25 protein-coding genes and 1 other annotated feature are annotated in these 23,920 nt (G+C 31.2%); of the genes, 18 read left to right on the top strand and 7 right to left on the bottom strand.

All coding sequences use genetic code 11. The features are described 5' to 3' along the window. Window positions 1–103: 103 nt before the first annotated feature. From ACJDUH_RS03275 to ACJDUH_RS03285, 3 genes are all read left to right on the top strand, one after another. Complete coding sequence (locus ACJDUH_RS03275) at window positions 104–1,708, top strand: N-acyl-D-amino-acid deacylase family protein (protein WP_406763721.1); 1,605 nt, start codon at window positions 104–106, stop codon at window positions 1,706–1,708. Window positions 1,709–1,813: 105 nt separating this feature from the next. After that, complete coding sequence (locus ACJDUH_RS03280; RefSeq protein WP_406763722.1) at window positions 1,814–2,140, top strand: DUF1904 family protein; 327 nt, start codon at window positions 1,814–1,816, stop codon at window positions 2,138–2,140. Between the two features lie 338 nt (window positions 2,141–2,478). Then, window positions 2,479–3,231, top strand: a complete 753-nt coding sequence (locus tag ACJDUH_RS03285; RefSeq protein ID WP_406763723.1) for a TerC family protein — start codon at window positions 2,479–2,481, stop codon at window positions 3,229–3,231. Between the two features lie 173 nt (window positions 3,232–3,404). On the opposite strand, the gene ACJDUH_RS03290 is transcribed toward ACJDUH_RS03285, so the two are convergent. Then, window positions 3,405–4,550, bottom strand: coding sequence for a YibE/F family protein (locus ACJDUH_RS03290; protein WP_406763724.1), 1,146 nt, complete (start codon window positions 4,548–4,550; stop codon window positions 3,405–3,407). Between the two features lie 144 nt (window positions 4,551–4,694). Here ACJDUH_RS03290 and ACJDUH_RS03295 point away from each other — a divergent pair, with 144 nt between their 5' ends. The 3 genes from ACJDUH_RS03295 (at window position 4,695) to ACJDUH_RS03305 (ending at window position 7,201) form a co-directional block, all read left to right on the top strand. Next, window positions 4,695–5,762, top strand: a complete 1,068-nt coding sequence (locus tag ACJDUH_RS03295; protein WP_406763725.1) for a mannose-1-phosphate guanylyltransferase — start codon at window positions 4,695–4,697, stop codon at window positions 5,760–5,762. A 159-nt stretch (window positions 5,763–5,921) separates the two neighbouring features. Beyond that, window positions 5,922–6,473 (top strand): GNAT family N-acetyltransferase, encoded by a 552-nt coding sequence (locus ACJDUH_RS03300; protein ID WP_406763726.1) that lies wholly within the window; start codon window positions 5,922–5,924, stop codon window positions 6,471–6,473. Window positions 6,474–6,535: 62 nt separating this feature from the next. Beyond that, complete coding sequence (locus tag ACJDUH_RS03305; protein WP_406763727.1) at window positions 6,536–7,201, top strand: YoaK family protein; 666 nt, start codon at window positions 6,536–6,538, stop codon at window positions 7,199–7,201. Between the two features lie 69 nt (window positions 7,202–7,270). Here ACJDUH_RS03305 and ACJDUH_RS03310 read toward each other — a convergent pair whose 3' ends face one another. Continuing rightward, a complete protein-coding gene (locus tag ACJDUH_RS03310; protein WP_406763728.1) occupies window positions 7,271–7,669 on the bottom strand; it encodes a DUF6465 family protein in 399 nt (132 codons plus the stop codon). A 268-nt stretch (window positions 7,670–7,937) separates the two neighbouring features. Next, window positions 7,938–8,186 (top strand) — a binding site (T-box leader). A 100-nt stretch (window positions 8,187–8,286) separates the two neighbouring features. Between ACJDUH_RS03310 and ACJDUH_RS03315 the strand changes: the two genes are divergently transcribed. From ACJDUH_RS03315 to ACJDUH_RS03335, 5 genes are all read left to right on the top strand, one after another. Then, window positions 8,287–9,435, top strand: a complete 1,149-nt coding sequence (locus ACJDUH_RS03315) for a trans-sulfuration enzyme family protein (protein ID WP_406763729.1) — start codon at window positions 8,287–8,289, stop codon at window positions 9,433–9,435. Between the two features lie 38 nt (window positions 9,436–9,473). Beyond that, the gene (locus ACJDUH_RS03320; protein WP_406763730.1) at window positions 9,474–10,292 is read left to right on the top strand and encodes an amino acid ABC transporter substrate-binding protein; all 819 of its coding nucleotides are present in this window, start codon (window positions 9,474–9,476) and stop codon (window positions 10,290–10,292) included. Between the two features lie 12 nt (window positions 10,293–10,304). Beyond that, complete coding sequence (locus ACJDUH_RS03325; RefSeq protein WP_406763731.1) at window positions 10,305–10,988, top strand: amino acid ABC transporter permease; 684 nt, start codon at window positions 10,305–10,307, stop codon at window positions 10,986–10,988. A 19-nt stretch (window positions 10,989–11,007) separates the two neighbouring features. After that, window positions 11,008–11,751 (top strand): amino acid ABC transporter ATP-binding protein, encoded by a 744-nt coding sequence (locus ACJDUH_RS03330; protein ID WP_406763732.1) that lies wholly within the window; start codon window positions 11,008–11,010, stop codon window positions 11,749–11,751. 273 nt (window positions 11,752–12,024) lie between these two features. Further along, window positions 12,025–12,705 carry a LysE family translocator gene (locus ACJDUH_RS03335; protein ID WP_406763733.1) on the top strand — a complete coding sequence of 227 codons (681 nt, stop codon included), beginning with the start codon at window positions 12,025–12,027 and terminating at the stop codon, window positions 12,703–12,705. A 109-nt stretch (window positions 12,706–12,814) separates the two neighbouring features. Here ACJDUH_RS03335 and ACJDUH_RS03340 read toward each other — a convergent pair whose 3' ends face one another. The 3 genes from ACJDUH_RS03340 to ACJDUH_RS03350 all read right to left on the bottom strand — a co-directional run bounded on the left by ACJDUH_RS03340 (window position 12,815) and on the right by ACJDUH_RS03350 (window position 14,752). Beyond that, window positions 12,815–13,528 carry an SGNH/GDSL hydrolase family protein gene (locus ACJDUH_RS03340; RefSeq protein ID WP_406763734.1) on the bottom strand — a complete coding sequence of 238 codons (714 nt, stop codon included), beginning with the start codon at window positions 13,526–13,528 and terminating at the stop codon, window positions 12,815–12,817. Window positions 13,529–13,737: 209 nt separating this feature from the next. Then, a complete protein-coding gene (queF, locus tag ACJDUH_RS03345; protein WP_406763735.1) occupies window positions 13,738–14,235 on the bottom strand; it encodes a preQ(1) synthase in 498 nt (165 codons plus the stop codon). A gap of 22 nt (window positions 14,236–14,257) precedes the next feature. After that, on the bottom strand, window positions 14,258–14,752 hold the full coding sequence (locus ACJDUH_RS03350) for a QueT transporter family protein (RefSeq protein ID WP_406763736.1): 495 nt from the start codon (window positions 14,750–14,752) through the stop codon (window positions 14,258–14,260). Between the two features lie 356 nt (window positions 14,753–15,108). On the opposite strand from ACJDUH_RS03350, the gene larC reads away from it, so the two are divergent. The 3 genes from larC to ACJDUH_RS03365 all read left to right on the top strand — a co-directional run bounded on the left by larC (window position 15,109) and on the right by ACJDUH_RS03365 (window position 18,512). Then, window positions 15,109–16,314, top strand: a complete 1,206-nt coding sequence (gene larC, locus ACJDUH_RS03355; protein ID WP_406763737.1) for a nickel pincer cofactor biosynthesis protein LarC — start codon at window positions 15,109–15,111, stop codon at window positions 16,312–16,314. Window positions 16,315–16,407: 93 nt separating this feature from the next. Next, window positions 16,408–17,154: a nickel pincer cofactor biosynthesis protein LarB gene (gene larB / locus ACJDUH_RS03360; protein ID WP_406763738.1), complete on the top strand. Its 747-nt coding sequence runs from the start codon at window positions 16,408–16,410 to the stop codon at window positions 17,152–17,154. Window positions 17,155–17,246: 92 nt separating this feature from the next. Further along, window positions 17,247–18,512 (top strand): ABC transporter substrate-binding protein, encoded by a 1,266-nt coding sequence (locus ACJDUH_RS03365; protein WP_406763739.1) that lies wholly within the window; start codon window positions 17,247–17,249, stop codon window positions 18,510–18,512. Window positions 18,513–18,601: 89 nt separating this feature from the next. Here the strand turns inward: ACJDUH_RS03365 and ACJDUH_RS03370 are convergent, their stop codons facing one another. Further along, window positions 18,602–19,720 (bottom strand): glycosyltransferase family 4 protein, encoded by a 1,119-nt coding sequence (locus tag ACJDUH_RS03370; RefSeq protein ID WP_406763740.1) that lies wholly within the window; start codon window positions 19,718–19,720, stop codon window positions 18,602–18,604. A gap of 191 nt (window positions 19,721–19,911) precedes the next feature. Here ACJDUH_RS03370 and ACJDUH_RS03375 point away from each other — a divergent pair, with 191 nt between their 5' ends. From ACJDUH_RS03375 to ACJDUH_RS03390, 4 genes are read left to right on the top strand one after another with little or no spacing between them, the layout of a single operon-like run. Beyond that, entirely contained in the window at window positions 19,912–20,922 is a 1,011-nt protein-coding gene (locus ACJDUH_RS03375; protein WP_406763741.1) for a CotS family spore coat protein, read from the top strand. Window positions 20,923–20,944: 22 nt separating this feature from the next. Next, entirely contained in the window at window positions 20,945–21,172 is a 228-nt protein-coding gene (locus tag ACJDUH_RS03380; protein ID WP_406763742.1) for a hypothetical protein, read from the top strand. Between the two features lie 11 nt (window positions 21,173–21,183). Continuing rightward, window positions 21,184–21,951, top strand: coding sequence for a spore coat protein (locus tag ACJDUH_RS03385; protein WP_406763743.1), 768 nt, complete (start codon window positions 21,184–21,186; stop codon window positions 21,949–21,951). 12 nt (window positions 21,952–21,963) lie between these two features. Continuing rightward, on the top strand, window positions 21,964–22,989 hold the full coding sequence (locus ACJDUH_RS03390; protein WP_406763744.1) for a CotS family spore coat protein: 1,026 nt from the start codon (window positions 21,964–21,966) through the stop codon (window positions 22,987–22,989). Window positions 22,990–23,193: 204 nt separating this feature from the next. On the opposite strand, the gene ACJDUH_RS03395 is transcribed toward ACJDUH_RS03390, so the two are convergent. Further along, a complete protein-coding gene (locus tag ACJDUH_RS03395) occupies window positions 23,194–23,874 on the bottom strand; it encodes a Crp/Fnr family transcriptional regulator (RefSeq protein WP_406763745.1) in 681 nt (226 codons plus the stop codon). Window positions 23,875–23,920 lie beyond the last annotated feature (46 nt).

The raw sequence follows: 23,920 nt of genomic DNA on the forward strand, positions 1-23,920 counted from the left end.
AATAATTCATTAATTTCGCAGGGCATAAATAGGGTTTTATTTGCTGATGAAAAGGTTTATGATAGCATTAAGATACTTATAACCCTATGAAAGGATGATGACCTTGATAGACCTTATAATAAGTAATGGAACAATTGTTGATGGTACGGGAAAGCCTTCTTATAAGGCTGATATAGCCATTTCAGAAGGAAAAATAGCAGCTATCTCAGAAAATATGAAGCTTGAAGCTAAAGAAACAATTGATGCAAGTGGATTAATTGTAACTCCCGGTTTTATAGATGTTCATAGTCATAATGACTTGGTACCCTTTATGGGAGATAGTCTAAAGGATTTAAAGCTATATCAGGGAGTCACTACTGAGCTTGTAGGACAATGTGGCCTTGGAGTTGTGCCCATTGTTGAAAATGAAAGCAAAGTTTGGAAGGACTACGTAAGAGGTGTTGTGGGAGATCCTGATATTAAGTGGGCTTTTAAAGATATGCAGAACTATATGGATAAAATAAGTAAGGCAGGACTTAAAAACAACTATGCAGTACTTATTTCCCATGGTGCTATTAGAACTAAAGTTTTAGGCTTTGATAATAGAACACCAAATGAAGCTGAACTTAATAAAATGTGTTCCATACTAAAAGTAGCTATGGAAAGTGGAGCCTATGGTATGTCTATAGGACTACAGTATATGCCAGCTATTTTCAGCAAAAAAGAAGAATTAATAACTATGTGTAAGGTTGTTAGCCATTATGATGGGATTATTATGGTTCATTTAAGAAATCATGATGATTCCATAATAAAGGCATTAGATGAAATTATAGAAATTGCTGAGGCTTCTTCAGTAAGACTTCATATTTCTCATTTAAGGTCTTATGCATCAAAGGTCTTAGGCTGCAGTGCTGAGTCATTAATAGATGTTGTAAATAAGGCTGCTTCTAGAGGCGTAACTATTACCTTTGATGAACACCTTTACCTTTCGGGAAGTACACTTATGACTCAGCTATTGCCTCCTTGGGTAACTAAGGGCGGAACTGAAGCCATGCTTCTTAGGCTTAAGGATAAGGATGTATTAGACAAGCTTAAAGAAGAACTTTTGAGTAGTAAAACCCATTATACAGGTTGGGATAATTACAGTTATATTACAGGTTGGGATGGAGTGCTTATTACTTCATTAAATAAAAAAGAAAATTACAGATATATTGGCAGAACTGTTGGTAACCTCGCAAAAGAATTATCAATACATCCGGTGGATTTCTTAGCTAGACTTTTAATAGAAGAACAAACAGGTGTAGGAATAGTTACCATGAATGTATTTTCCTATGAAGATACAGTAAAGCTAATAAATCATCCCCTTCAAATGGTAGGGTCAGACAGTATACCTGCTGGTGTACCTCATCCACGACTATATGGGAACTTCCCATTGTATATAGGAAAATTTGTAAGAGATAAAAAGGCCTTAAGCTTAGAAGAAGCAATATACAAATGTACACTGCTTCCAGCTAAGACCTTGGGGCTTAAGGAAACTGGAGAGCTTTCCATAAGCAAAAAGGCTGATATTTCAATATTTGATTACAATGAAATAAAAGCCTATGAAGATTACAATAATCCTACAAAGGCACCAAGGGGAATGAAATATGTTATTGTTAATGGCAATATAGTACTTAAAAATGGCGAGGTATGCAGTAAAAGCTATGGTATGGTTCTTAAAAATAACTAATTATAAGAGGAGGTTAAAGCCCTAAATGGGCTTTAACGAGTAGTTTTACGAGGGGGAGCGAGTGGTCTTAAACTACTCAGTGTTTCCGACTAAAGGAGGAATATTATGCCCGCACTAAAATTTAAGGCAATTAACACAGAAAAGCTGCGCAGAATAAGTAAGGAACTAATAGATGAATTAGAAGATCTTCTTCAATGTCCTAGAAGCTACTTTTCCCTGGAAATACCGCAAGTGCTATTCATTATGGATGGTGAGTATGTTGCGGGAAGTCCTGTAGTTGAAGTTGCATGGTTTGATAGGGGACAGGAAGTCCAGGATAAAGCTGCACAAATTATAACTAAGTATGTTAACACTATGGGCTATAAGGATGTAGATGTAATATTTACAAAACTTAAAGAAAATAGATATTATGAAAATGGAGAGCATTTTTAATTTATGAGCAGTTTTTTCTTATATCTATTATATAACTAAGCAGTGTTATTATAACGATATATCACAAAATTTAATATTAATGTTGACTCTATATCAGTAGGGTTGTACAATTAAAATGATCCTTCGTAAAATTAATCTAAATTAAATATAGTAACAGAGGGAGTAACTTCCTGATAAACAGGAATAAAGTCGTCAGTACGGATAATTTTCTTAAAAAGGATTGTCCCGGCTTTATTGGCAAGTCAAAAATTGCTTTGTGAGACTCTGCATTCAGTAACAATACTGTTTGCAGAGTCTTTTTATTTTTATACTATTTAACCTAAAGGAGGTTTAAATAAATGGAAGGGCTTGCAGCATTAGCAGTTTCAATAATTCAAATTAGTTTACTGGACATAACTCTATCTGGGGATAACGTGAGTGTGATAGCTCTGGCGATTCGAAATTTGCCAGAAAAACAAGCTAAGCTTGCCAGTTTAATAGGTGTAGGAGGGGCTGTTGGAGTAAGAGTACTCTTTACTTGCATTATTACTCTAATTATGTCTATAGGATGGATGCCTATTAAATTAGTAGGGGGAATAATACTTATAAAGATTACTTGGGATTTATTAAATTCAAAAGAGGAAGAGGAAAATGTTGAAATAGAAGGCAAGAAAAATTTATGGAGGGCAGTTGGCAGTATAATTATAGCAGACATAAGTATGGGACTTGATAATGTATTGGCAATTGCAGGTGCAGCTCATGGAAACATTTGGCTTGTGGTTTTTGGACTGTGTTTAAGTATTCCTATTATTTTCTTTGGTGCCAAATTTATAGCTAACCTTATGAATAAATATAAAATAATAGTCTATATAGGAGCAGGACTACTTATATATACAGCACTAACAATGATTTTAGAGGATAATTATACAGCAAAATATATTACACAAACTGCATTGAGACTAATACCATCTTTGGCTGGGCTTGCAGTTGTAGCCTTTGGTACATACAAAATAAGAAGAGAAGCAAAAATCAATAAGGTATCTGAAGAAGAAGTTATGGAGAAAAATGAAGAACTTGAATTAGATTCTATCAATAATGTAGTTGCAAAATGAGTTATATAATTCAGTAATATTCTGAATTATATAATTAGTTAAGTGTAAAGTTATGGTATGATATTAATGTATTATTTTTTGTAAGGGTATACAAGCAATTAAAACCAAGTTAATAGAAAAGGCTATATTTAGGTACTTACATTATCTAAATATAGCCTTTTTATCTGAAAATATTATAATTCTTTATCTTTTAGCTTATATTTATTTCTAGTTAAAAAAGCATAGCAAACAGCTGTCAAGGGTATAGAAAAAATTAATCCAATGCTTCCAGATAATGCTTTTAAAACCTCTGAAGCTATAATGTCTTGATTAATTGTCCTAGAAAGGCCAATGTTATTTGAAGAAATAATAAGCATTAAATACATTGCTCCGCCTACATATGCTAAAATTAATGTGTTAGCCATAGAACCCATTATATCCTGTCCTACATTCATCCCGGATTTGATTAAATCCTTCATTCCGATCTCTGGTCTTGCATCTTTTATTTCCTTCATTGAAGAAGCAATAGAAATACTAACATCCATCACCGCTCCTAGGGCACCCATAATTATTGCTGCGAAAAAGAGCCCCTTAATATTAAAATTGCTATTTTGAGAAGCATAAATTAAAGATTGAATTTCTTCATCAGGAAAACCATTAACCTTTATTACCGTATTTGATATAAGTGCAATAGCTCCAGAGGCAAGGAGGCCACCAATTGTCCCTAAAATAGCTGCAGTTGTTTTTTTATTTTTACCACTAATAATTCTTAAATTTATAACAGTTATTAAAATACATATTATTATTGATAGAATAATCGGGTCAACACCTTTTAAAATCAAAGGTATCATAACCTCTAGTACCAATATTCCTGTAATTATTAAAGAAATAACAGATTTAAATCCTTTAAGCCCACCAATTAAAACTAGTAATAGCATAAAAAATAAGGAAAGCCTGTAGATATATTTATATCTAACAATCTCCAGTATATACGATGATGTGATAGTCCCATTTGATGCTTCCGTGAGCTTTAAAAGAACTTCATTGCCAGGTGCAGCAAAATTGCCAGAACTGCTATTTTCATCTTTTATACTTCCTGAATATATGTTTTGTACAGATATTGTTTCGCCTTTATGTTTTCCAGAAATTATTTTCACATCAACATAATCATACCTGTGATTCACATTAGTGCTCTGATTTTTAGAAGAATACTGAATTATTTTGCCATGAACTGCTTCAGGATCCATGTCAATTGATACTATATAAAAAAGTAAAGCGAAAACTACGACTATAATTGAATAACCTACAATATTTTTTTTATGTTTATTAAAATTAATCATTTTATAAGATCAGTCCTTTCTTTTAAGTGAAAATGTTAAAGTTATTTTTCTTAGGATATATTATATATGTTATTGCCCCATTAGTAACCAATAATATTTATTTTACATACTATAACATTGTAACACTATTTGGAGTGATAATTATTGCTATATGCCTTAATTTTAGCAGGAGGAAAAGGACTACGGCTGTACCCCTTATCAAGAGAAAAAAATCCAAAGCAGTTTTTAAAGGTTATTAACAACAAAAGCTTTTTGCGGAATACCGTAGATAGAATCAAGCCTCTTATTAATAAAGAAAATATATATGTTGTTACAAATGAAGAATACTTGGATAAAATTTATGAAGAGCTTCCGGAAGTTTTAAAAGAAAATATTTTTGTGGAGCCTGCAAATAAAGAGACCGCCACCTGCATAGGTTTATCTGCTGTAAAACTTCTTAAAATGGACAAAGATGCTACCATGGTAGTTCTTCCTTCTGATCATTATATTGAAGGGGACAAATTATTTATAGATACTCTATCACAGGCTGTAGAAATTGCTGAACGCAGAAGAGGATTAATAACCATAGGAGTAGCTCCCTCAAGACCTGAAACTGGCTATGGCTATATTGAAATGGGGGAAAGAATATATGGAGATATTGCATCATTTAAGGTTGAGAGATTTACAGAGAAACCCAACATTGAAGTAGCTAAGGACTTTCTCCTTAAAGGCACCTATCTGTGGAACAGCGGCATGTTTGTGTGGAGAGCAGATGTGTTCCTAAGGGAGATGGAAAAATATCTACCTAAAATGTATAGAAACATGATGAATATTTATCAAAGTATTGGCACCGAAAATGAAATTGGAACTATTAAGGAACAATACGAGCTTATAGATGGAATTTCAGTGGATTTTGGAGTTATGCAGAAGACAAGAAAGGCCTATGTTATAAAATGTGAATTTGCCTGGGATGATATAGGTACCTTTGCTTCCATGGGGAGATTTCTTAATATTTTCAGAGGCAATAATGTTTCAGGAACTACCTACATGGAGCAGTGTGAAAATTGTTTCGTTTTTGGTAGAGATAAGCTTATAATTGGTTTTGGAATTAAAGACTTAGTAATAGTTGACGCTGGAGATGTAATACTGGTAATGGATAAAAATAAGGATCAGGAAATAAAACATCTAGTCAATGGACTTAATGATCAGGAAGGCTTATCCGAATTTCTATAAAGTATATAAAATTACAGGTGTTTTAATAAGGCACCTGTTTTTTTGATCAATAAGTACATTTTAAGTAATTAAAATTATTATGAAAATGGAAATGTTAAATTGATAATTAAAAAAATAATTTGTATAATTAAGAAAATAATATTTTTATAGGAGTAGAAGATGGAAACAAATTTATTTCATGAATTAGAAGGCCCAAAAGTCTATTTTAAGCCATTAAATATTGGTGATGCTCAAGAAATACATAATTATGCTTCAAATAAGGAGGTTTCACGGTTTATAGGCTGGAATTTAATGAATACCCTAGAAGATACTACTAAACATATTGAAACAATGTTAAAACGTGAATCAGCAGGTACTCATTTATATGCATCCGTTGCACTAAAAGCAACTCATGAAATTATTGGCACTGCCATGATTTTTAATTTTGACAAAGAAGCAAACCAAGCAGAAATTGGTTATGTATTTCATAAAGACCATTGGGGTAAGGGCTATGGAACAGAGAGCGTTGCATTGATAAGTGATTTCGCTTTTGAATCACTTAAGCTGCACAAACTTCATGCTAATGTAGTTGATGCTAATGTTGGTTCTTCTCGAATATTAGAAAAGAACGGGTATTTGCTGGAAGGAAGATTAAGAGACCACTTTTTTATAGAACATAAATACTATGATGCCATGTTATTCGGTAAAATCAAAATGAAGGATAGCAAATAAGAACTCTAGTATTTTATTTATGATTTGCATATTTAAATGGCAATTGATTGGAGGCACTAGCTATGTTTAGAAGAAAATATGCACAGATGTCTGAATCCTATTTCTTAGGTGCCTTACTTACAATAGTAGGCGGATTTTTAGATGCTCATACATATATTTCACGAGGAAATGTTTTCGCTAATGCGCAAACTGGGAATATTATTTTATGGGGCTTAAATCTAGCTGAAAAGAATTGGGATAAGGCATTTCATTATATGATTCCTATATTGGCATTTGTTTTAGGAGTTTTTATTTCAGAAAAGATTAAAAGTAAATTTAAACAAAATTCTAATATTCATTGGAGACAAATTGTAGTAGGAATAGAAATTATAGTTTTAGCTATTGTTTCATTTATTCCCCCGGGAAATATGAATATTATTGCAAATTCAGCTGTTTCTTTTGTTTGTTCTTTGCAGTACGATAGTTTTCGAAGATTTACAACAACCTTTTGTACTGGCAATCTTCGTATTGCAACAGAGCAGTTATATATATATACACTTACAAAAAATGCTAATGCAAGAACTAAGAGTTTACAAACCTATGGGATTATCTTCTTTTTTATTGTTGGAGTTGTTTTAGGAGCCTTTTTAACAAAAATTTTTATTGAAAAAGCTCTATTATTTAATTGCGCTTTATTAATTGTTATATTTTGCATGATGTTTATTAAAGAAGATAATGTAAAAAAATAAGCCACGAGACCTTGATAGGCCCTCTATCAAGTAGATAGAGGGTAGTTCAGAAACTACCCGTGGCTTTTTTTATATTTCTACAGTGTAAGTTTCATTTTCATTAACTAAGCAATAAACCTTGTTTTCTTCAGGCTTGTAATATAATTTTAAACTTTTAACCTTCAACATCTCTATTTTAGCTTCAAGTTCTGTATATATTTGTTCAAGCATTTTTTCATAGGATACTTGTTTGCCATAAAATTCAACAAACAATTCTGGTTTTAAGGATTTCTTCTTTACTTTTTTCGTTGTTTCTAGTACTATTTTTTCCCCATTGTCAACAATAGTTACAACCTTGTCTTTTAAGTCCTTTGTAGCTTTACTAACATTTTCTTTTGTAATAGTTTTTGATACATCCTGAGCAGCTTTTTTGGCAGCACTTGTAACATCGTCTATTACCTTGTTAATATCCTTTTTTTTACTTACCATTTTTATCCCTCCATATTTTTTATAATGATTATACCATAAATATCCATAATGTTTAGATAAAATTTCTAGAGGCATCGTTTTCAATTTAAAAATTTTTAACTTTTATTTTCTTGTGAAGAGCAAAAGTTTTAAGAATAACAAACTCATAATAAAGTTGTTATATTTTATAAAGGTGCTTCTTAACAATTAATTAATAAAAAAGTTGACAGAAATAGTCGGATTATGTATAATAAGTCCATCGAGATTGTTTCTTAAGTATTATGAAAATAAAAATGCTGTGATAAGAAATAGTAGCATGGGGTAAGCTGACAGAGAAGAATCCTCCTAGCTGAAAGGGATTCTGAGTGTAACTTGTGTGAATGCGTCTTTGAGCACTGCCTCGAACAAAGTAGACGGCAGCGTGTACGCGCGTTAAAGCGTTAAGGTATGTTAGTACCTGATTATGAGATTTCATTACATTTTATTTGTGTTAATGATAATTAGAGTGGAACCGCGGAATATAACTTCTGCCTCTAGGTATTTAGAGGCAGGAGTTTTTTGTTTTTAATCCAGAATTTTCATTTTGATAGTTGCTTAGGAATAAAATCTTTAAATTAATTTAATTTGGAGGTGTTATTTTGAAAATTGAATCACTATTAATTCATGGAGGAATAGATGGGGATGAGCACACTGGTGCTGTTAATGTGCCCATATATCAGACCTCTACTTACAAACAGCCTAAGTTTGGGGTAAACAAGGGATATGAGTATTCTAGAACAGGAAACCCAACAAGAGAAGCTCTAGAAAAGCTAATAGCTGATTTAGAAGAAGGCTACAGAGGCTTTGCATTTGCTTCAGGCATGGCAGCTACAACTGCTGTCTTATCTCTATTAAATGCTGGGGATAAAGTTATAATCCCAAATAATTTATATGGCGGAACCTTTAGGGTGTTGGACAAGGTGTTTAATCACTTTGGTATAACCTACATTATAGTAGATACTTCAAATTTAGAAGAGGTTAAAAACGCAGTAGATGAAGCTGTTAAGGCAATTTTTATTGAGACTCCTACAAATCCTCTTATGGATATAACAGACATAAAAGAAATAGCTAGGATTGCTAAAGAAAATAGTATTTACACTATAGTTGACAATACCTTTATGACGCCTTATCTTCAAAAACCTATTTCTTTAGGCGCTGATATAGTAATTCATAGTTCTACAAAGTATATAGGCGGACATAGTGATGTAGTTTCTGGACTTGTAGTTGTTAGTAATAAGGAATTAGCTGAAAGACTTCATTTTATACAAAATTCCACTGGCGGCGTGCTTGCACCATTTGATTCCTTTTTATTAATTAGAGGTATAAAAACTCTGGCAGTAAGAATGGACAGACACCTTTCAAATGCTAAAATTGTTGCTGAGTTTTTAAAAGACAGAGAGGAAGTAGAGAAGGTTTATTATCCTGGCTTTGTAAGTCATAAAGGTCATGAGATACAAAAAAATCAGGCAAAGGGCTTTGGAGGCATGATTTCCTTTGTACTGAAAGATGGCAATGATTATAAAAAGTTTCTTGAGAGCTTAGAGATGATAACCTTCGGTGAAAGCCTTGGAGGGGTTGAATCCTTAGTGTGCCATCCTGCTTCAATGACACATGGCTCCTTACCATATGATTTAAGACAAAAGGTTGGAATTGTAGATAATTTAATAAGGTTATCTGTGGGCATAGAAAGCTCAGAGGATATAATTAAGGATTTGGAAAATGCATTTAAAAACAGTAGTTTAAAATAAATAATAATTAAAAAAATATAATTTTTGGAGGAATAGCTATGAAAAAGAAAAATTTATTTATAAGCGCAGCATTAGCATTAACAGTGGTTTTAGGTGTTACAGGCTGCACTACAAATACTGGTGGAAATAACGCAGCATCACAAAAAACACCAAGTAATTTATTAGAAACAATTAAAAGTAATGGTAAAATTCGAATAGGTACTGAAGGGACCTATGCTCCCTTTACCTTCCATGATAAAGATGGAAAGTTAACTGGTTTTGATGTAGATATAGCAAATGAGATTGCAGCTCGACTTGGAGTTAAGGCAGAATTTGTTGAGACAAAATGGGATGGAATGTTTGCTGGTCTCGATGCAAAAAGATTTGATGCGGTAATAAATGAAGTTTCAGTTAGACCTGATCGTGAAGCTAAATATGATTTTTCTACTCCTTATATAGTTTCAAGAGCAGTACTTGTTGTAAGAAATGATAATACTGATATTACAAAGTTTGAAGATTTAAAGGGTAAGAAATCTGCACAATCTTTAACAAGTAATCTTGCAGATATAGCTAAAAAATATGGTGCACAAATCGTAACAAGTGATAGCTTTAATCAATCTGTGGACTTATTAACCTCAAAGAGAGTAGATGCTACTATTAATGATAGTTTATCTTACTTAGATCTTAAAAAGCAAAAGCCTGATGCTCCTATTAAGACTGTTGCAGATTACAACAATGCAGAGCAAAGTGCAGTTTTATTTAATAAAGGCAACAAGGAATTAGTGGATGCTGTAAATAAGGCTCTTGCTGATATGAAGGCAGATGGAACCTACTTGAAGATTTCAAATAAATGGTTTGGTACTGACGTTTCAAAATAAAGTGGTGATAAAATGAATTTAGATGAGAATACCTTAAGAATTATAAATATACTAAAAGATTCCTTTTTCCCAATGTTAAAGGCGGGACTGCAGTTTACAGTTCCCCTTACCTTAATATCTTTTATCTTAGGATTAGTTCTTGCACTGCTTACAGCACTAGCAAGATTATCAAGATTTAAGCCCCTTGCATTCATTGCTAGATTTTATGTTTGGATAATAAGAGGAACACCATTATTAGTTCAATTATTTATTATATTTTATGGACTTCCTATGGCTGGAATAACACTTAATGAATTAACAGCTGCGATAATAGGCTTTACTCTAAGTGTAGGAGCATATAATTCTGAAGTTATAAGAGCAGCCATTTTATCTATTCCTAAGGGTCAGTGGGAAGCTGCTTATTCTATTGGTATGACAGATAATCAAGCACTTAGACGAGTAATTTTACCTCAAGCAGCCAGAGTATCAATACCGCCCTTAGCAAATTCTTTTATTAGTTTAGTTAAAGATACCTCACTTGCAGCTACTATTACTGTTGCTGAAATGTTCCAAATAGCGCAGAGGATAACAGCTGCAACCTATGAACCACTTTGGATATATTGTGAAGTAGCAGTAATCTATCTTATATTCTGCACTGTATTATCAGCACTGCAGAATAAATTGGAGAATAGACTGGCACGTTATGTGACAAAGTAGTAGTAAAGGAGAGAAATCTATGATAAATATAAAGAATCTGCATAAAAGCTTTGGAAATAATGAAGTTTTAAAAGGGATAGATTTACAGATAAATAAAGGTGAGACTGCAGTTATAATAGGGCCTTCAGGCTCAGGAAAAACTACACTTCTTCGCTGCATTAACCTATTGGAAATTCCCAGTGAAGGATCCATTTCTATAGGTAAAAATGAACTTGATTTTAATGGAAGCAAGAGGATATCAAATTTTGAGGTAATAGCACTTAGAAAACAGACTGGAATGGTATTTCAAGGCTTTTATCTGTTTCCTCACATGACAGTTATTGAAAATATTATGGAGGGGCAAGTTTCAGTTTTGAAACGATCAAAGAGTGAAGCCCGTGAAAAAGGTCTTAAACTTCTTCAAAAGGTGGGACTTTTAGAGAAAAGTGAATATTATCCTCATGAGCTTTCTGGAGGTCAGCAGCAAAGAGTAGCTATTGCTCGTGCTATGGCTATGGAGCCTGAGGTGCTGTTATTTGATGAACCAACCTCAGCCTTAGATCCAGAGCTTGCTCAGGAAGTGTTAAATGTTATGAAGGAGCTTTCTAAAGAAGGAATGACTATGGTAGTAGTTACCCATAAAATGAGTTTTGCAAGAGATGTTGCACATAAAGTAGTTTTTATGGAACAGGGACAAATTGTTGAAAGCGGAGCCCCTAGTTTCGTATTTGAAAATACCAATAATGAGCGGTTAAAACGCTTTTTAAGCTTGGTTGAGGATTAAAAAAGAATGGTCTATATAATTTTTATTAAAAGAACTCTTAGATTTTTATATCTAAGGGTTTTTTTACATTATATTATGAGCCTAATTATAAATAGAATATTGTATATAATAGTATTAAATAAATTTAACTTTTGTTTTGGAAATAAAAGTGGTAATATAAGAGATATGTGTATTCATAGGAGTTTTAAGGAAATATACTTAGGTTGAATTATTATTTAATTCATCAATCCAATTAAAGAGAAACACTTATAATGTGAATTCGAGGTTGTAATAATGAATATAAATTATGTGTTATTAGTAAGGGCAATATATACAGGATTATTTACTGGAATTGTTATAGCTATTCCAATGGGACCAGCCGGCTTTGAATCTGTACGGTGGACAATTACTAAAGGCCTTAAGTTTGGAGTAGGAGTGGCAGCAGGGTCTTTAATAGCTGATGCTATAGATGTTATGTTAATAAATTTTGGACTCTTAGAGCTAATTGAAACTAATAAGCTTTTAGAAATATTTTTTTGGGAGATTTCAGGAATAATTATATTTTATATAGGTTACAGGGCCTTAAAAAATAGTAAAAAGGACTTAGCTGAAAGAGAAAGAGAAGAAAATACCAGAATCGAAGAGGATATGAAAAAATCTAAAGCAATATTTACTGGTTTTTTAGTTAACATTTCTAATCCTATGACTCACTTTTTCTGGCTTACCTTAAGCAGCACTGTAATAAGAATATGGAGAAGCTACGGCAGATTAGTTTATTTTGTCTTTGCCGTTCTCATGCTTTGTGGTATGTTTTTAAGTCTCTTTGCAATTAATTATTTAGCTTCCCATGGTAAAAAATTTGCTGCACCAAAGGTATCAGGCAAACTTTCATCTGTGTTAAATTATGTGATACTAGCCTTTGGAATTGGCTTTTTCGCAAAAGGAATTTATACCTTAGTTATGTATTTAAAATAATAAAGTAAATCTAATATGAATTTAGCTGCGGCGTATAAATAATTATATATTTTATATGCTGCAGCTTTTTATGTTCTTTTTCATCTATACTTATTGCTTTAAGGATGCCTTAGGAATTTATTAAAAATGAATAATTATTTTCAATATAGGTTAGTATTTTGTCCGCTATGATTTTATGGCCCCTTTCATTTGGATGAATGCCATCCTTACATAAATAGACTGTGTAATTATCTGTATTTAAAAAGCTGCTGCGCACGTCAATAAGATTTGTCTTTGTTTCCTTTGCCAACTTTATTATTGCAGTGTTGTAGCTTTCATGCCAAGAATATATTTTATTTACGCAGCCAAGCCAGGTAAGTATATTTTTAGCATAGGTATCGCTATTCTTGCTAATCCATTTATAATATTTTTCAGGATCTAAGGGCGGCAGGGTCATTAACACAGGAACTATTTTTTTTGTATTTAGATTTTCTATGATATTCTTTAAGGTGCTTTCAAAAACAGCTAAATTTGTATTTGGCTCATGGGAAGTATAAGGACTATTAGCTACTTCTTCCCAGTTAAAATCGCAGTCATTTCCGCCAAATTCTATAATTACAATATCGGGAGTGGTTTTAGTTAGATCCTCGTATAGTCTTTTGGAACCTTTAATTATAGTGCTACCAAATTTCCCTGCATTATATACTACTCCCTTTAATTTTTCTCCTACTATATTGCAAAAGCTATTTTTAATAATTACATATCTGTCCTTATCTTCGTCATAAATAACACCTTTAGAAATGGAATCTCCTAATAAGGTAATATTATATTTTTCTTTAACCATTTTATTCACCATCCTTGCTTATAAAAAATATATAGACAATTATTTTAGCAATATTTATCATGATAGTTATATAACGATATGTAGTTTTGAAAACTATATTACGTTATATTATTATTTTAGTATATATAGTTTAATATATCAAGAGCATATTAAAAAAAATTTTATAAAAAAGAGGCTATCAAATTTATATAATTTGATAGCCAGCATAATTATCTATTATCGATTTTTTCAGGGTACATATCATGGTAGAAAAGTCTTTTTTCTGCAAGCTGAGTCCATTTTGTATTTTCTTTCCCATAATTGCAATATGGATCTATTGAAATTCCACCTCTTGGCGTAAATTTACCCCAAACTTCAATATATCTTGGGTCAAGAAGTTTTATTAAATCTTTCATTATAATATTAATGCAATCCTCATGAAAGTCGCCATGATTCCTAAAACTTAATAGGTAGAGTTTTAATGATTTGCTCTCAACCATAAACTTATCGGGAATATAGGATATATATATTGTTGCAAAATCTGGTTGTCCTGTTTTAGGACATAGACTTGTAAATTCAGGGCAATTAAATTTAACGAAGTAATCATTATCTTGATGCTTATTTATGAAAGTTTCCAATACTGATGGATTATAATCATAATTATACTTTGTACCTTGGTTTCCTAACAGAGTTACTCCTTCTAATTCAATTTCGTTTCTACCAGACATAATTTTACCTCCATGAATGAATTTATCTAAATACCTTTTTGAATCTTTTAATTAATAATATACCAATTATAGATGGAATAATTTGACCAATTGTTATACTAACTGCAAGCACACTATAAGGAAGCTTTAGAAAGAATGAAAGCCAAATTGGTACTACTAATCCTGGAAAAATAATTATTGGAATTGCTATTAGCCATTCATTTAAATTAAATTTTTTAATTAAATAAATACTTGTACTCGTAATTATACCTACTGCTAAACCTCCAAGCATGTCAGGAATACCAAACCCACCCATCAGAATATTGCTAAGCATATTACTTAAGCCTAATGGTAAAATGAGAAAAGGGAAGATATAGCTTAAGGAATATAAAGATGTTGCTAATCTTATTTGGTATTGGCCGAAGGAAAAACTTTGTGTGTAATACATTATAATAATGTATAAAGCCATTACAAGACCAGATAGAGTAAGTTTACGAGTTAGAGTATAATTGCTAGCTAAGTTTTGTTTATTAATCATTAGTTACCTCCTATTTTTAGAAAATAAAAAAGGGCATAACCAGCCCAATAAACAAATAAGCATATTTTTTTACAAAATAAAAAAGGCCTTCTAGACCTTATATTTTCTAAATTAAATACTTAGAATACAATCCTAGTTTTGTTTATAGACAGGATGGTTACGAACTGTCTTTATTTATTTTTCGATTTATTATAGCATCTCAAATATGAAAGTGCAAGTAATAATAAAATGGCTGTGGTTTACTACAGGTGTTATATTTGATAAAATTAAAAATGAATATATGAAAATTTAAATTGAAGATAAATTACTAATTTAATGTAACAGTAGAAATAATAAGAAAGAAATAGGTGAAACAAATGAAAATTCTTTATTATGATTGCTTTTCCGGAATAAGTGGAGATATGAATTTAGGGGCATTAATAGATTTAGGAGTAAATAAGGATTATATTATAAATGAACTTTCTAAACTAAATATATCTGGATATAAAATTGAAGTTTCTATAGATAATAGGAGGGGTATCACAGGAACAAGGGTAGATGTGATACTTGATATTGAAGAAGAACATCATCATCATGAACATAGAAATTTAAAGGATGTAGAGACTATTATTGATAAAAGTTTTTTAAGTGATGATGTTAAAAGCTTAAGTAAAAAAATATTTTTAAAAGTAGCTGCAGCAGAAGCTAAGATTCATGGGAAACCTATAAATGAAGTTCATTTTCATGAAGTAGGTGCCCTTGATTCAATTGTAGATATTGTAGGAGCAGCTATTTGCTTGGATTATTTAAAGATAGATAAGATTCTATCCTCCCCTGTTGAGCTTGGAGGAGGTTTTGTAAAATGCGCTCATGGTATTTTTCCTGTGCCTGCACCTGCCACTACAGAAATATTAAAAAACGTTCCTGTAAAAATGGGAGCTGTAAATTTTGAAACAACAACCCCAACAGGAGCAGCAATTTTAGCAGCTGCCGTCACCGAATTTAATGATAAAAAGGAATTTAAAATTATTAAAATAGCCTATGGTATAGGGCATAGAGATACAGAAATCCCCAATGTTTTAAGAGTATATCTTGGTGAAGTTGTAGCTGAAGATATTCTTAAAAAAGAAGAAAATACTTCAAGAGGAAAAGAAATAGAAGATGCAGTTATGATTGAATGTAACATAGATGATATGAATCCGGAACTTTATGATTTTACAATGGAAAGATTATTCAAAGCTGGAGCTATGGATGTATTTTTAACTCCAATCATAATGAAAAAGGGAAGGCCTGGGATAAAATTAACGGTGCTTTCAAGTGAAGATTTAGAAGCTGAGCTCACTAGTATTATACTGAGAGAAACAACTACACTTGGAGTTAGAAAATATTTAGTTAAGAAAACAATGCTTAAAAGAGAGGGCTCAATTATTAATACTAGATTTGGAGAAATTAGAATAAAAACTTCCTTTTTAAATGGGGAAATCATTAAAGTAAAGCCAGAATATGAGGACTGCAAAAGAATAGCTTATGAGAATAATATACCAATAAGAGTAGTATATGAAGAAGTAAACAACAATTTATAATTTAATTAAGAATGATGAATGATGAATGATAAATGATAATGATGAATGAAAATTATAGTAGTTCATCATTTATCATTAAAAGGAGGTTAAGTCATGAATACTGAAGAATTAAAGAAGTTACTTGAAAATATAAAAAGTGGTAACGTATCAGTTGAGGAAGGTACAGCAAAGCTTAGTGATTTACCTTATAAGGATCTTGGTTTTGCGAAAATAGACAATCATAGAGAATTAAGGGTTGGATATCCTGAAGTAATTTATTGTGAAGGAAAGACTGTAGAGCAGGTTAAGAGTATAGTTGAATTTATGCTTACAAAAAATAATAATATTTTAGGGACAAGAGCAAATGAGGAGATGTATGAGGCAGTTTTAGAAATATGCCCTGAGGCCGAATATAACAAGCTTGGAAGAACAATAACTGTTAAGAAAAAAGATGTGCCACTACCTGATTCATATATAGCAATAGTAACTGCTGGTACTTCAGATATTCCTGTGGCTGAAGAGGCTGCAGTCACTGCAGAAGTTTTAGGTAATAAAGTTCTAAGAGTTTTTGATGTTGGAGTTGCAGGTATTCATAGATTATTTAATAGACTTGACATAATTCAAGGTGCAAAAGTAGTTATTGTTATAGCTGGCATGGAGGGTGCCCTTGCAAGTGTAGTTGGAGGACTTATTGATAAACCTGTAATTGCTGTTCCTACCAGTGTTGGCTATGGAGCTAATTTTGGAGGATTAGCTGCTCTTTTAACAATGTTAAATAGCTGCGCCAGTGGTATAAGTGTTGTTAATATTGATAATGGATTTGGAGCAGGTTACTTGGCCAGTATGATAAATAAGCTTTAGATACATTAAGTACATAAAGTGGTAAATTTTTTAAAATATGTTATACTAATATAGATAAGTAATAAATGTTTTCCTGAAATGAGGAGATATGGATGAATTTTAGAAAACTTACAGCCCTTGTTTTAAGTTTTTCTATGGTCGTTATAAGTGGATGTACGAATTTGAAAAATGAAGATAAAAAGCCTGTTGATAATATACAAGGGAAGATTACGGTTTGGACAGATAAGCAAAATATAAACGAAATAAATCTTTCTATTGGTGGTTTTAAAAAATTGCACGATAAGGCAGTTATTCAAATAGTGGAAGTTAGTGACTCAGATTTAAACAAGAAGCTATCTGATTCAATAAATTTACATTCCGGGATGCCTGATATAATTGTTGTGAAGGATGAAAATGTACAGTTATTTCTAAAGAACTTTTCTGCTGCTTTAGAAGATACTAGTGATGATATTAAAAAGGATAATTATTTGAAATATAAAATTGACAACTTAACGAGAGATAGTAAACTACTGGGTATTCCACTAGATTCTAAACCTGGAGTGCTCATATATAGGAAGGATTTGTTTCTATCTGCAGGGATTAACTCTGAATATATTAAGACATGGCAGGACTTTATTACAGCTGGAAAAAATATTATTAGTAAGGAAAAGGTTCCTATATTGCTACTACCACTAGAGGATGAAGAAACTTATAGGGTTTACTTGAATCAGCTTGGAGGTTCTTATTTTAACAAAACCGGAAAAGCTGTAGTGAATTCAGATACAGCTATAAGAACCTTTAATATATTAAAAAATTTATATGCAGATGGGGGCATTGGAAATACTGAAAGCTTTGCAACTGCATTAGAATTATTTTCTAAGGGTAAGGCAGCTAGTGCAGTAGTGAGCATAGAAGATATAAATAAACTTACTAGTAATCCAGAACTTAAAAATAAATTAGGTATTATGAATTTACCTGCTTTTGAAGAGGGAGGAAACGTGGCTGTCACTACGGGTGGTACTAATTTATGTATTTTAAACTCCAGTTCAAATAAAAGTTTAGCGTTAGAGTTTTCAAAATATGAGGCTGAAAACAGAGATAATATAAAGTCCCTTCTAGAAAAAGGAATGATGTTCCCAGCTTATAATAATTTTTATACTGAAAATTGGTTTTTAAAGACGGATGCTGCTCTAGGCAATATTAAGTTATGGAAGTTATTATCTGATGAAGCAGATGATATTTATACCATAAATTACACTGATAAGTTTAATTCCGTAAGTTCGGCTATTATCCCCGCCCAGCAGTCAATCATATTAAAAGGTGCGGATAGTAAAAGTACGTTGGATGATTTACAAAAAAGACTTGAAATTTTAAAATAAAAAAATCAATGGAAAAGTGAAGTTCACCTACAATGGTTAGTTAAAAAACTAAAATCAGAGGTGAACTTCACTTTTATTACAGTCCATTTTTAATTTTCATAAACTGCTTTATAGGCTTCCAAGGTTTTTTCAGCCGTTTTTAACCAGGAAAAATCTTTAGCTCTAATTAAGGCCTTTTCACTATATTCTTTTTTTAATTCATCATTATTAACAAGCTTTATAATAGCTTCACTTAGCTCACCTTCAACATAAGGGTTTATCAGTATTCCTGCATCCTTTATCACTTCAGGAATTGAGGTTAAATTAGAAGTAATGACAGGGGCACCGCAGCTCATTGCTTCTAAAGGCGGAAGACCAAAACCTTCATACAAAGATGGATAAACAAATACTTCACAGGCACTGTATAATATAGGAAGATGAGCTTCTGGAACAAAACCTGTAAAAATAATTTTAGAGGCAGCATGAAGGTTACAAGAAAACTCATTTAACAATTGACCTTCATCTCGTTTCTCGCCTACAATTACTAAGTTTATATCACTATTAAATTCTTCATATATTTTAGAAAAAGATGTAATTAAGGCCTTTACATTTTTCCTGGCACTAAAGCCTCCTATATACAGTATAAAGGGCTTTGTAATATTATAAACTGATGATAAAAGTTTTTTGCAGTAATCTTTATTTAAGGGCACATATTTACTGTCAGCAGCTAGTGGAGTGACAAAAACCTTTTTCTCATCAATAGGGAAAAATCTCAATATATCTCTTTTAGACCATTCTGAAACTGTTAAAATCCCATCACTCATATCCAAAACCTTTGGAACTTCCTTTAGGAATTTAAGCAGATAGCCTTTTCCTACAGTCTCAGGCATTATATAGGGAATTAAATCATGAATAGTGACTATCCTTTTACAGCTAATATTTTCACTTAAACCTATACCGTTTTGAGGGACATGAAAAATGTCCATTTGCTCATCCTTAAGATTATGAGGAAAGTAATTTTGCTCAAAGAATCTATGATGTTTTTTTGACGCCATTATAACCTTTGTATTATTATTTTGAAATTCAGTATAATTTTCTCCAGACCAATATATATGATAGTAGTTTTCTTTATCTTGTTTTAGCAAATATCTTAATAATTTATCTGTATAAGTACCAATTCCAGTTCCGTTATACCAATTGATACCTCGAGCATCAATTGCAATCCTCATCAAACCCTCTCCCATAAATTGTTTAGTATCTAGATAAAAAAGTATATATATTATAAATATTAATCTCCTATAAAAAGAGTTCCATGTGAAAAAGCTTAATTTTCCTAGAATAAATGAATTAAAAGTAGGTATCACACACTTAAATATAAGCTCATATAATAAAATTAGAATACTATTTTGGAGGAACTTTTTTGGATATAGAAGGACTCAGACGGACTATAGAAACAAGCTATGGGATGAGTATTTATTACATTGAAAAAGTAAAAAATGTTTATAGAATTAGGACAGATGACACTGATTATTGTCTTAAAATGATTAAATACAGCTTTCCTCATTTTTGGTTTATTTTAAATGCCATTAAACATCTGCAAAAGAATGGGTTTGAAAAAGTTCCAGATATTATTTGTAAGTTAGACGGTACTGATTTTATTAGCCTTGATAACTATAATGCCTACTTAACAAAATGGATTAGTGCTAGAGAATGTAATTATGATAATCCCCTTGATGTAGCAAAAGCTTCAATAAAATTAGCAGAGCTTCATGATAAAAGCCAGGGGTTTTGTGTAACTGAAAAGATGCAGCCTAGAGTGTATTGGTATAAATGGGTAGATAATTTTAAAACTAGGAAAGATGAAATATTAGATTTTAAAAAAAGAATTGAAGTTAAAGAAAAGAAAAGTGAGTTTGATTATCTATATTTATCAAAAATGGAAGATGAATTAATAAAAGCAGATAGTTCCATAGAAAATTTACTAAAAAGCTCCTACTTTGAAAAAGTAAAGGAAGATGAGGCTAAAAATGGATTTTGTCATCATGATTACGCCCACCATAATTTACTTATTGAGGATTCAGGAGCTATGAGTATTATTGATTTTGATTACTGCATATTGGACATTAATCTTCATGACTTATCAAGTCTTCTTTTAAGAAAGATGAAAAACGGAAAGTGGGATGTAGGTGAAGCACTTTTTATTCTAGATAACTATAGTAAAGTTAAAGAAATAAATAATAAGGACATTCCCATAATGAGCGCCTTTATGGAATTTCCGCAGGATTATTGGCAGACAGGAATACAATATTATTGGGAAGAACAACCTTGGGGGGAGGACTTTTTTATTAAGAAATTAAAGAAAATCTATGAAGACGAAGAAGAAAAGCAGGATTTTCTAGATGAGTTTTGTGATTTAAGATATAATGCATAAACACTTAAAATTGGAGGATTTTATGGAAAATGAGATTAGGGAAGAAAAAAATAAAGTAGATAACCTTATAGATAGAGATATTGATTTAGATGAATATGACTTAAGGTTAGATGAGCTGAAGAATTCAATTAAGAAGCTTAAGAAACTAAAGAAGAAACATGAAAAATATATTAAGCTCGAAGAAGAAAAGGAAAGTATACTGAGAAAACTTGAAAAAGAAAGTAAAAGTAATAAGCATAGACATAAGTAGAGGTGTTTATATTGATAAGAGATGAGCTTTATAAATCATTTAAAGATTTTCTTTATATAAAAGATATTAAGGTATTAGAAAGTGAGATAAGTGAGTTAAAAACTATAATCAACATAAATGAAGAGGAGCTATTAAATCAGCTTTTTATTATTAGTGAATTTCATAAAAAAACTATGGGGTATAAGGGATATATGGGACTTAGATTAGATAACAAAACAGGAAGTCAGTTAGAACAATATAAAGTTAACACTAAGAGATTAAAAAGATATCTAAAGAATATACGAATAAATTCTGCAAGCAGTGATTTTGAAAGAAAGCTTTTAAAAATAGGTTTTGAATACTTAAAAAGATGTGATAGTTGTATAAGTGAAATAATGAATGCAGGTTATATGGACCTTATTGAAAGAAGTATGAAACGGACAGAAATTTGCATAGTTAATCCTAACTTTAGTAATTTAAGCAAAAATGATAATATTATTGAAATTGGAAGCTTAAATAAATGCAGCTATAATAATGTTGAAATGGATTGCTTTTATCTTTTAAGTAAGTTTAGAAAGAGAAATATAAGTCTTGATTACAAAGCCTTAGTAAAAAAGTTTTGTGAATATGAAGACTTAAACGAAAATAGTTTAAGATTTATTCTAGCTCTTTTATCCTATCCTTCTGAATTCATAAGATGCTCAAATAGATATAGGGAAAAGTCAAAGGACTGGAGTGAAGAAGAATATGGAGAAAGACTTAATACAGCAATATTAAAGGATGGGGAAGTGCTATTTTAGAGAGGTGTTATTATGCTTGAAACAAGATATAGGGATAAAGGCTTTTTATCAAAATATGATCTTTCCATAGAGCTTTTTAATAAGTTTAATTTAAGGGTAAGTGATGTTGTTCCATTAAGAAATGTATATATTATTTCAACAGATAAAGGGGAAAAGGTTTTTAAAAAAATCGATTACTCACTTGAAGATTTGGAATTTATTCAAGATGCCTTAAAGCAAATAAAAAATAATTTCAAAAGAGTTATTGATTTTGATTTAAATAAAGATGGTAAACCCTATACTAGGTGGAATAAGGACATATATTGTGTAATGGACCTAGTACCGGGAAGGGAATGTGATTTTAACAATCTTATTGATTTAAGTATCGCCTCAAAGGGTCTTGGAGAACTTCATAAAGCTGCTGTGTCAGTAAATAAAACTTTTCTTAGGAAAAATGCTGTAGGCAAAATAATAGATACTTTTAAAAGAAAGCTTCTTGAGCTGGAGCTTTTTAATTCAATAGCACAGATGCACGGATATAAAACAGATTTTGACAACATTTTTTTAGATAATTACCTATATTATATTGAACAAATAAAAGAAAGTATAAAGTTTTTAGAGCATTCGCCCTATAAAGAATTGTGCGGGGAAGAAAAAAACATAGTCCTGTGCCATCATGACTTAGCCTATCACAATATAATTATTAATGAAGAAGAGGCTTATTTTATTGATTTTGATTTTGCTGTGGTAGACCTAAAAATTCACGATGTATGCAATCTTATGAATAAGTCCATCAAAAATTTTGCTTTTGATATAGAAAGGGCTGAGTCCATTATAAAAAATTATAACAAAACTAATTCTATCGAAGATAAGGAACTTAAAGTGCTTTATGGGATGCTGCTTTTCCCTGAGGACTTTTACAGCATTTCTAAAGATTATTATACAAGGCGTAAGGATTGGGAAGAAGAAGTCTTTCTTGATAGACTTATTAAAAAGGTATCTTACAAAGAAGAAAGATGTGAGTTTTTAGAAGATTATAAAGAAAAGTTTGCAACCTAACTAAAGTAGCTGGCACAAAATATATATCATAAAAACAGCTGCAATAACTAAAATATACTACATGAGCTGATCACAGCAAAAGAAGCTCTAAGCTCAGAATAGCCATAAAACCAAGTGTTGACCTAAATTCATTACATTCAGACGAACAACACTAAGGCTTTGTGGCTATTCATTCATTAGGAGCTTCTATACTGGGCAGTTTATTTAACATATTTCTAATAATGTGTCCAAGTCCTCTATAGTAATAATGTTCTTGTTAAAATCTATAATACCTTCTTCTTTCATCTTTATAAGTTCTCTTGATAGAGAGGGTCTTTGAACGCCAATTTTATCTGCCCAATCTTTTTTTGTCATTGTAAGTTTTATGCTTAAGGAATTTTGTTCTTTATATTGCAAAATAAGATACTCACAAATTTTTTGCCTTATAGTTTTAAGAGTAACTTCTTTAAGCTTTAAGTTAAGAATCATAGCCTTATTAGAAATAATTCTTAAATATTCACTTAAGAAGCTTTCACTTTTTTGGCATAAGCTTATAACAGAGGCTTTGTTCATTAGTAAGACAGTAGATTTAGTTTTAGATATAGCATTTATAGGCGATGCATTTGAATCTGCAAATATAAGCATTTCTCCAAAGATATCTCCTCTTGTAAATTCAGCAATGGATAGTATTTTACCAGAAGCATCTATTTTCTGAATCTCTACATTGCCTTCAAGTATTAAGTTCAGTGTACTGCAGGTATCTTCCTCTGCTAAAATTACGTCACCTTTTCCATAACTTTCAAGTTTATAAGGTATAGTATTGAAAAGTCTTTTAAAGTCTTCTTCTGAAAAAGTCTTAAACAAAGTTGTATTCTTAATAACAGCTATATAATCTTGTATACTCATAAAATATCATCCTTTAAAATATTGTATAATAATTATAAGGCATAAA

Origin of the sequence: Candidatus Clostridium radicumherbarum, from assembly GCF_045310525.1 — a bacterium.
GTDB classification, from domain to species: domain Bacteria; phylum Bacillota; class Clostridia; order Clostridiales; family Clostridiaceae; genus Clostridium_AT; species Clostridium_AT radicumherbarum.

Excerpts from the sequence above, each read along its gene's own strand:
- ACJDUH_RS03280 (WP_406763722.1), top strand. The coding sequence starts at position 1,814 with ATGCCCGCACTAAAATTTAAGGCAATTAACACAGAAAAGCTGCGCAGA.
- ACJDUH_RS03285 (WP_406763723.1), top strand. The coding sequence starts at position 2,479 with ATGGAAGGGCTTGCAGCATTAGCAGTTTCAATAATTCAAATTAGTTTA.
- ACJDUH_RS03290 (WP_406763724.1), bottom strand. The coding sequence starts at position 4,550 with ATGATTAATTTTAATAAACATAAAAAAAATATTGTAGGTTATTCAATT.
- ACJDUH_RS03300 (WP_406763726.1), top strand. The coding sequence starts at position 5,922 with ATGGAAACAAATTTATTTCATGAATTAGAAGGCCCAAAAGTCTATTTT.
- ACJDUH_RS03305 (WP_406763727.1), top strand. The coding sequence starts at position 6,536 with ATGTTTAGAAGAAAATATGCACAGATGTCTGAATCCTATTTCTTAGGT.
- ACJDUH_RS03310 (WP_406763728.1), bottom strand. The coding sequence starts at position 7,669 with ATGGTAAGTAAAAAAAAGGATATTAACAAGGTAATAGACGATGTTACA.
- ACJDUH_RS03320 (WP_406763730.1), top strand. The coding sequence starts at position 9,474 with ATGAAAAAGAAAAATTTATTTATAAGCGCAGCATTAGCATTAACAGTG.
- ACJDUH_RS03325 (WP_406763731.1), top strand. The coding sequence starts at position 10,305 with ATGAATTTAGATGAGAATACCTTAAGAATTATAAATATACTAAAAGAT.
- ACJDUH_RS03330 (WP_406763732.1), top strand. The coding sequence starts at position 11,008 with ATGATAAATATAAAGAATCTGCATAAAAGCTTTGGAAATAATGAAGTT.
- ACJDUH_RS03335 (WP_406763733.1), top strand. The coding sequence starts at position 12,025 with ATGAATATAAATTATGTGTTATTAGTAAGGGCAATATATACAGGATTA.
- ACJDUH_RS03340 (WP_406763734.1), bottom strand. The coding sequence starts at position 13,528 with ATGGTTAAAGAAAAATATAATATTACCTTATTAGGAGATTCCATTTCT.
- queF (WP_406763735.1), bottom strand. The coding sequence starts at position 14,235 with ATGTCTGGTAGAAACGAAATTGAATTAGAAGGAGTAACTCTGTTAGGA.
- ACJDUH_RS03350 (WP_406763736.1), bottom strand. The coding sequence starts at position 14,752 with ATGATTAATAAACAAAACTTAGCTAGCAATTATACTCTAACTCGTAAA.
- larC (WP_406763737.1), top strand. The coding sequence starts at position 15,109 with ATGAAAATTCTTTATTATGATTGCTTTTCCGGAATAAGTGGAGATATG.
- larB (WP_406763738.1), top strand. The coding sequence starts at position 16,408 with ATGAATACTGAAGAATTAAAGAAGTTACTTGAAAATATAAAAAGTGGT.
- ACJDUH_RS03365 (WP_406763739.1), top strand. The coding sequence starts at position 17,247 with ATGAATTTTAGAAAACTTACAGCCCTTGTTTTAAGTTTTTCTATGGTC.
- ACJDUH_RS03370 (WP_406763740.1), bottom strand. The coding sequence starts at position 19,720 with ATGAGGATTGCAATTGATGCTCGAGGTATCAATTGGTATAACGGAACT.
- ACJDUH_RS03380 (WP_406763742.1), top strand. The coding sequence starts at position 20,945 with ATGGAAAATGAGATTAGGGAAGAAAAAAATAAAGTAGATAACCTTATA.
- ACJDUH_RS03390 (WP_406763744.1), top strand. The coding sequence starts at position 21,964 with ATGCTTGAAACAAGATATAGGGATAAAGGCTTTTTATCAAAATATGAT.
- ACJDUH_RS03395 (WP_406763745.1), bottom strand. The coding sequence starts at position 23,874 with ATGAGTATACAAGATTATATAGCTGTTATTAAGAATACAACTTTGTTT.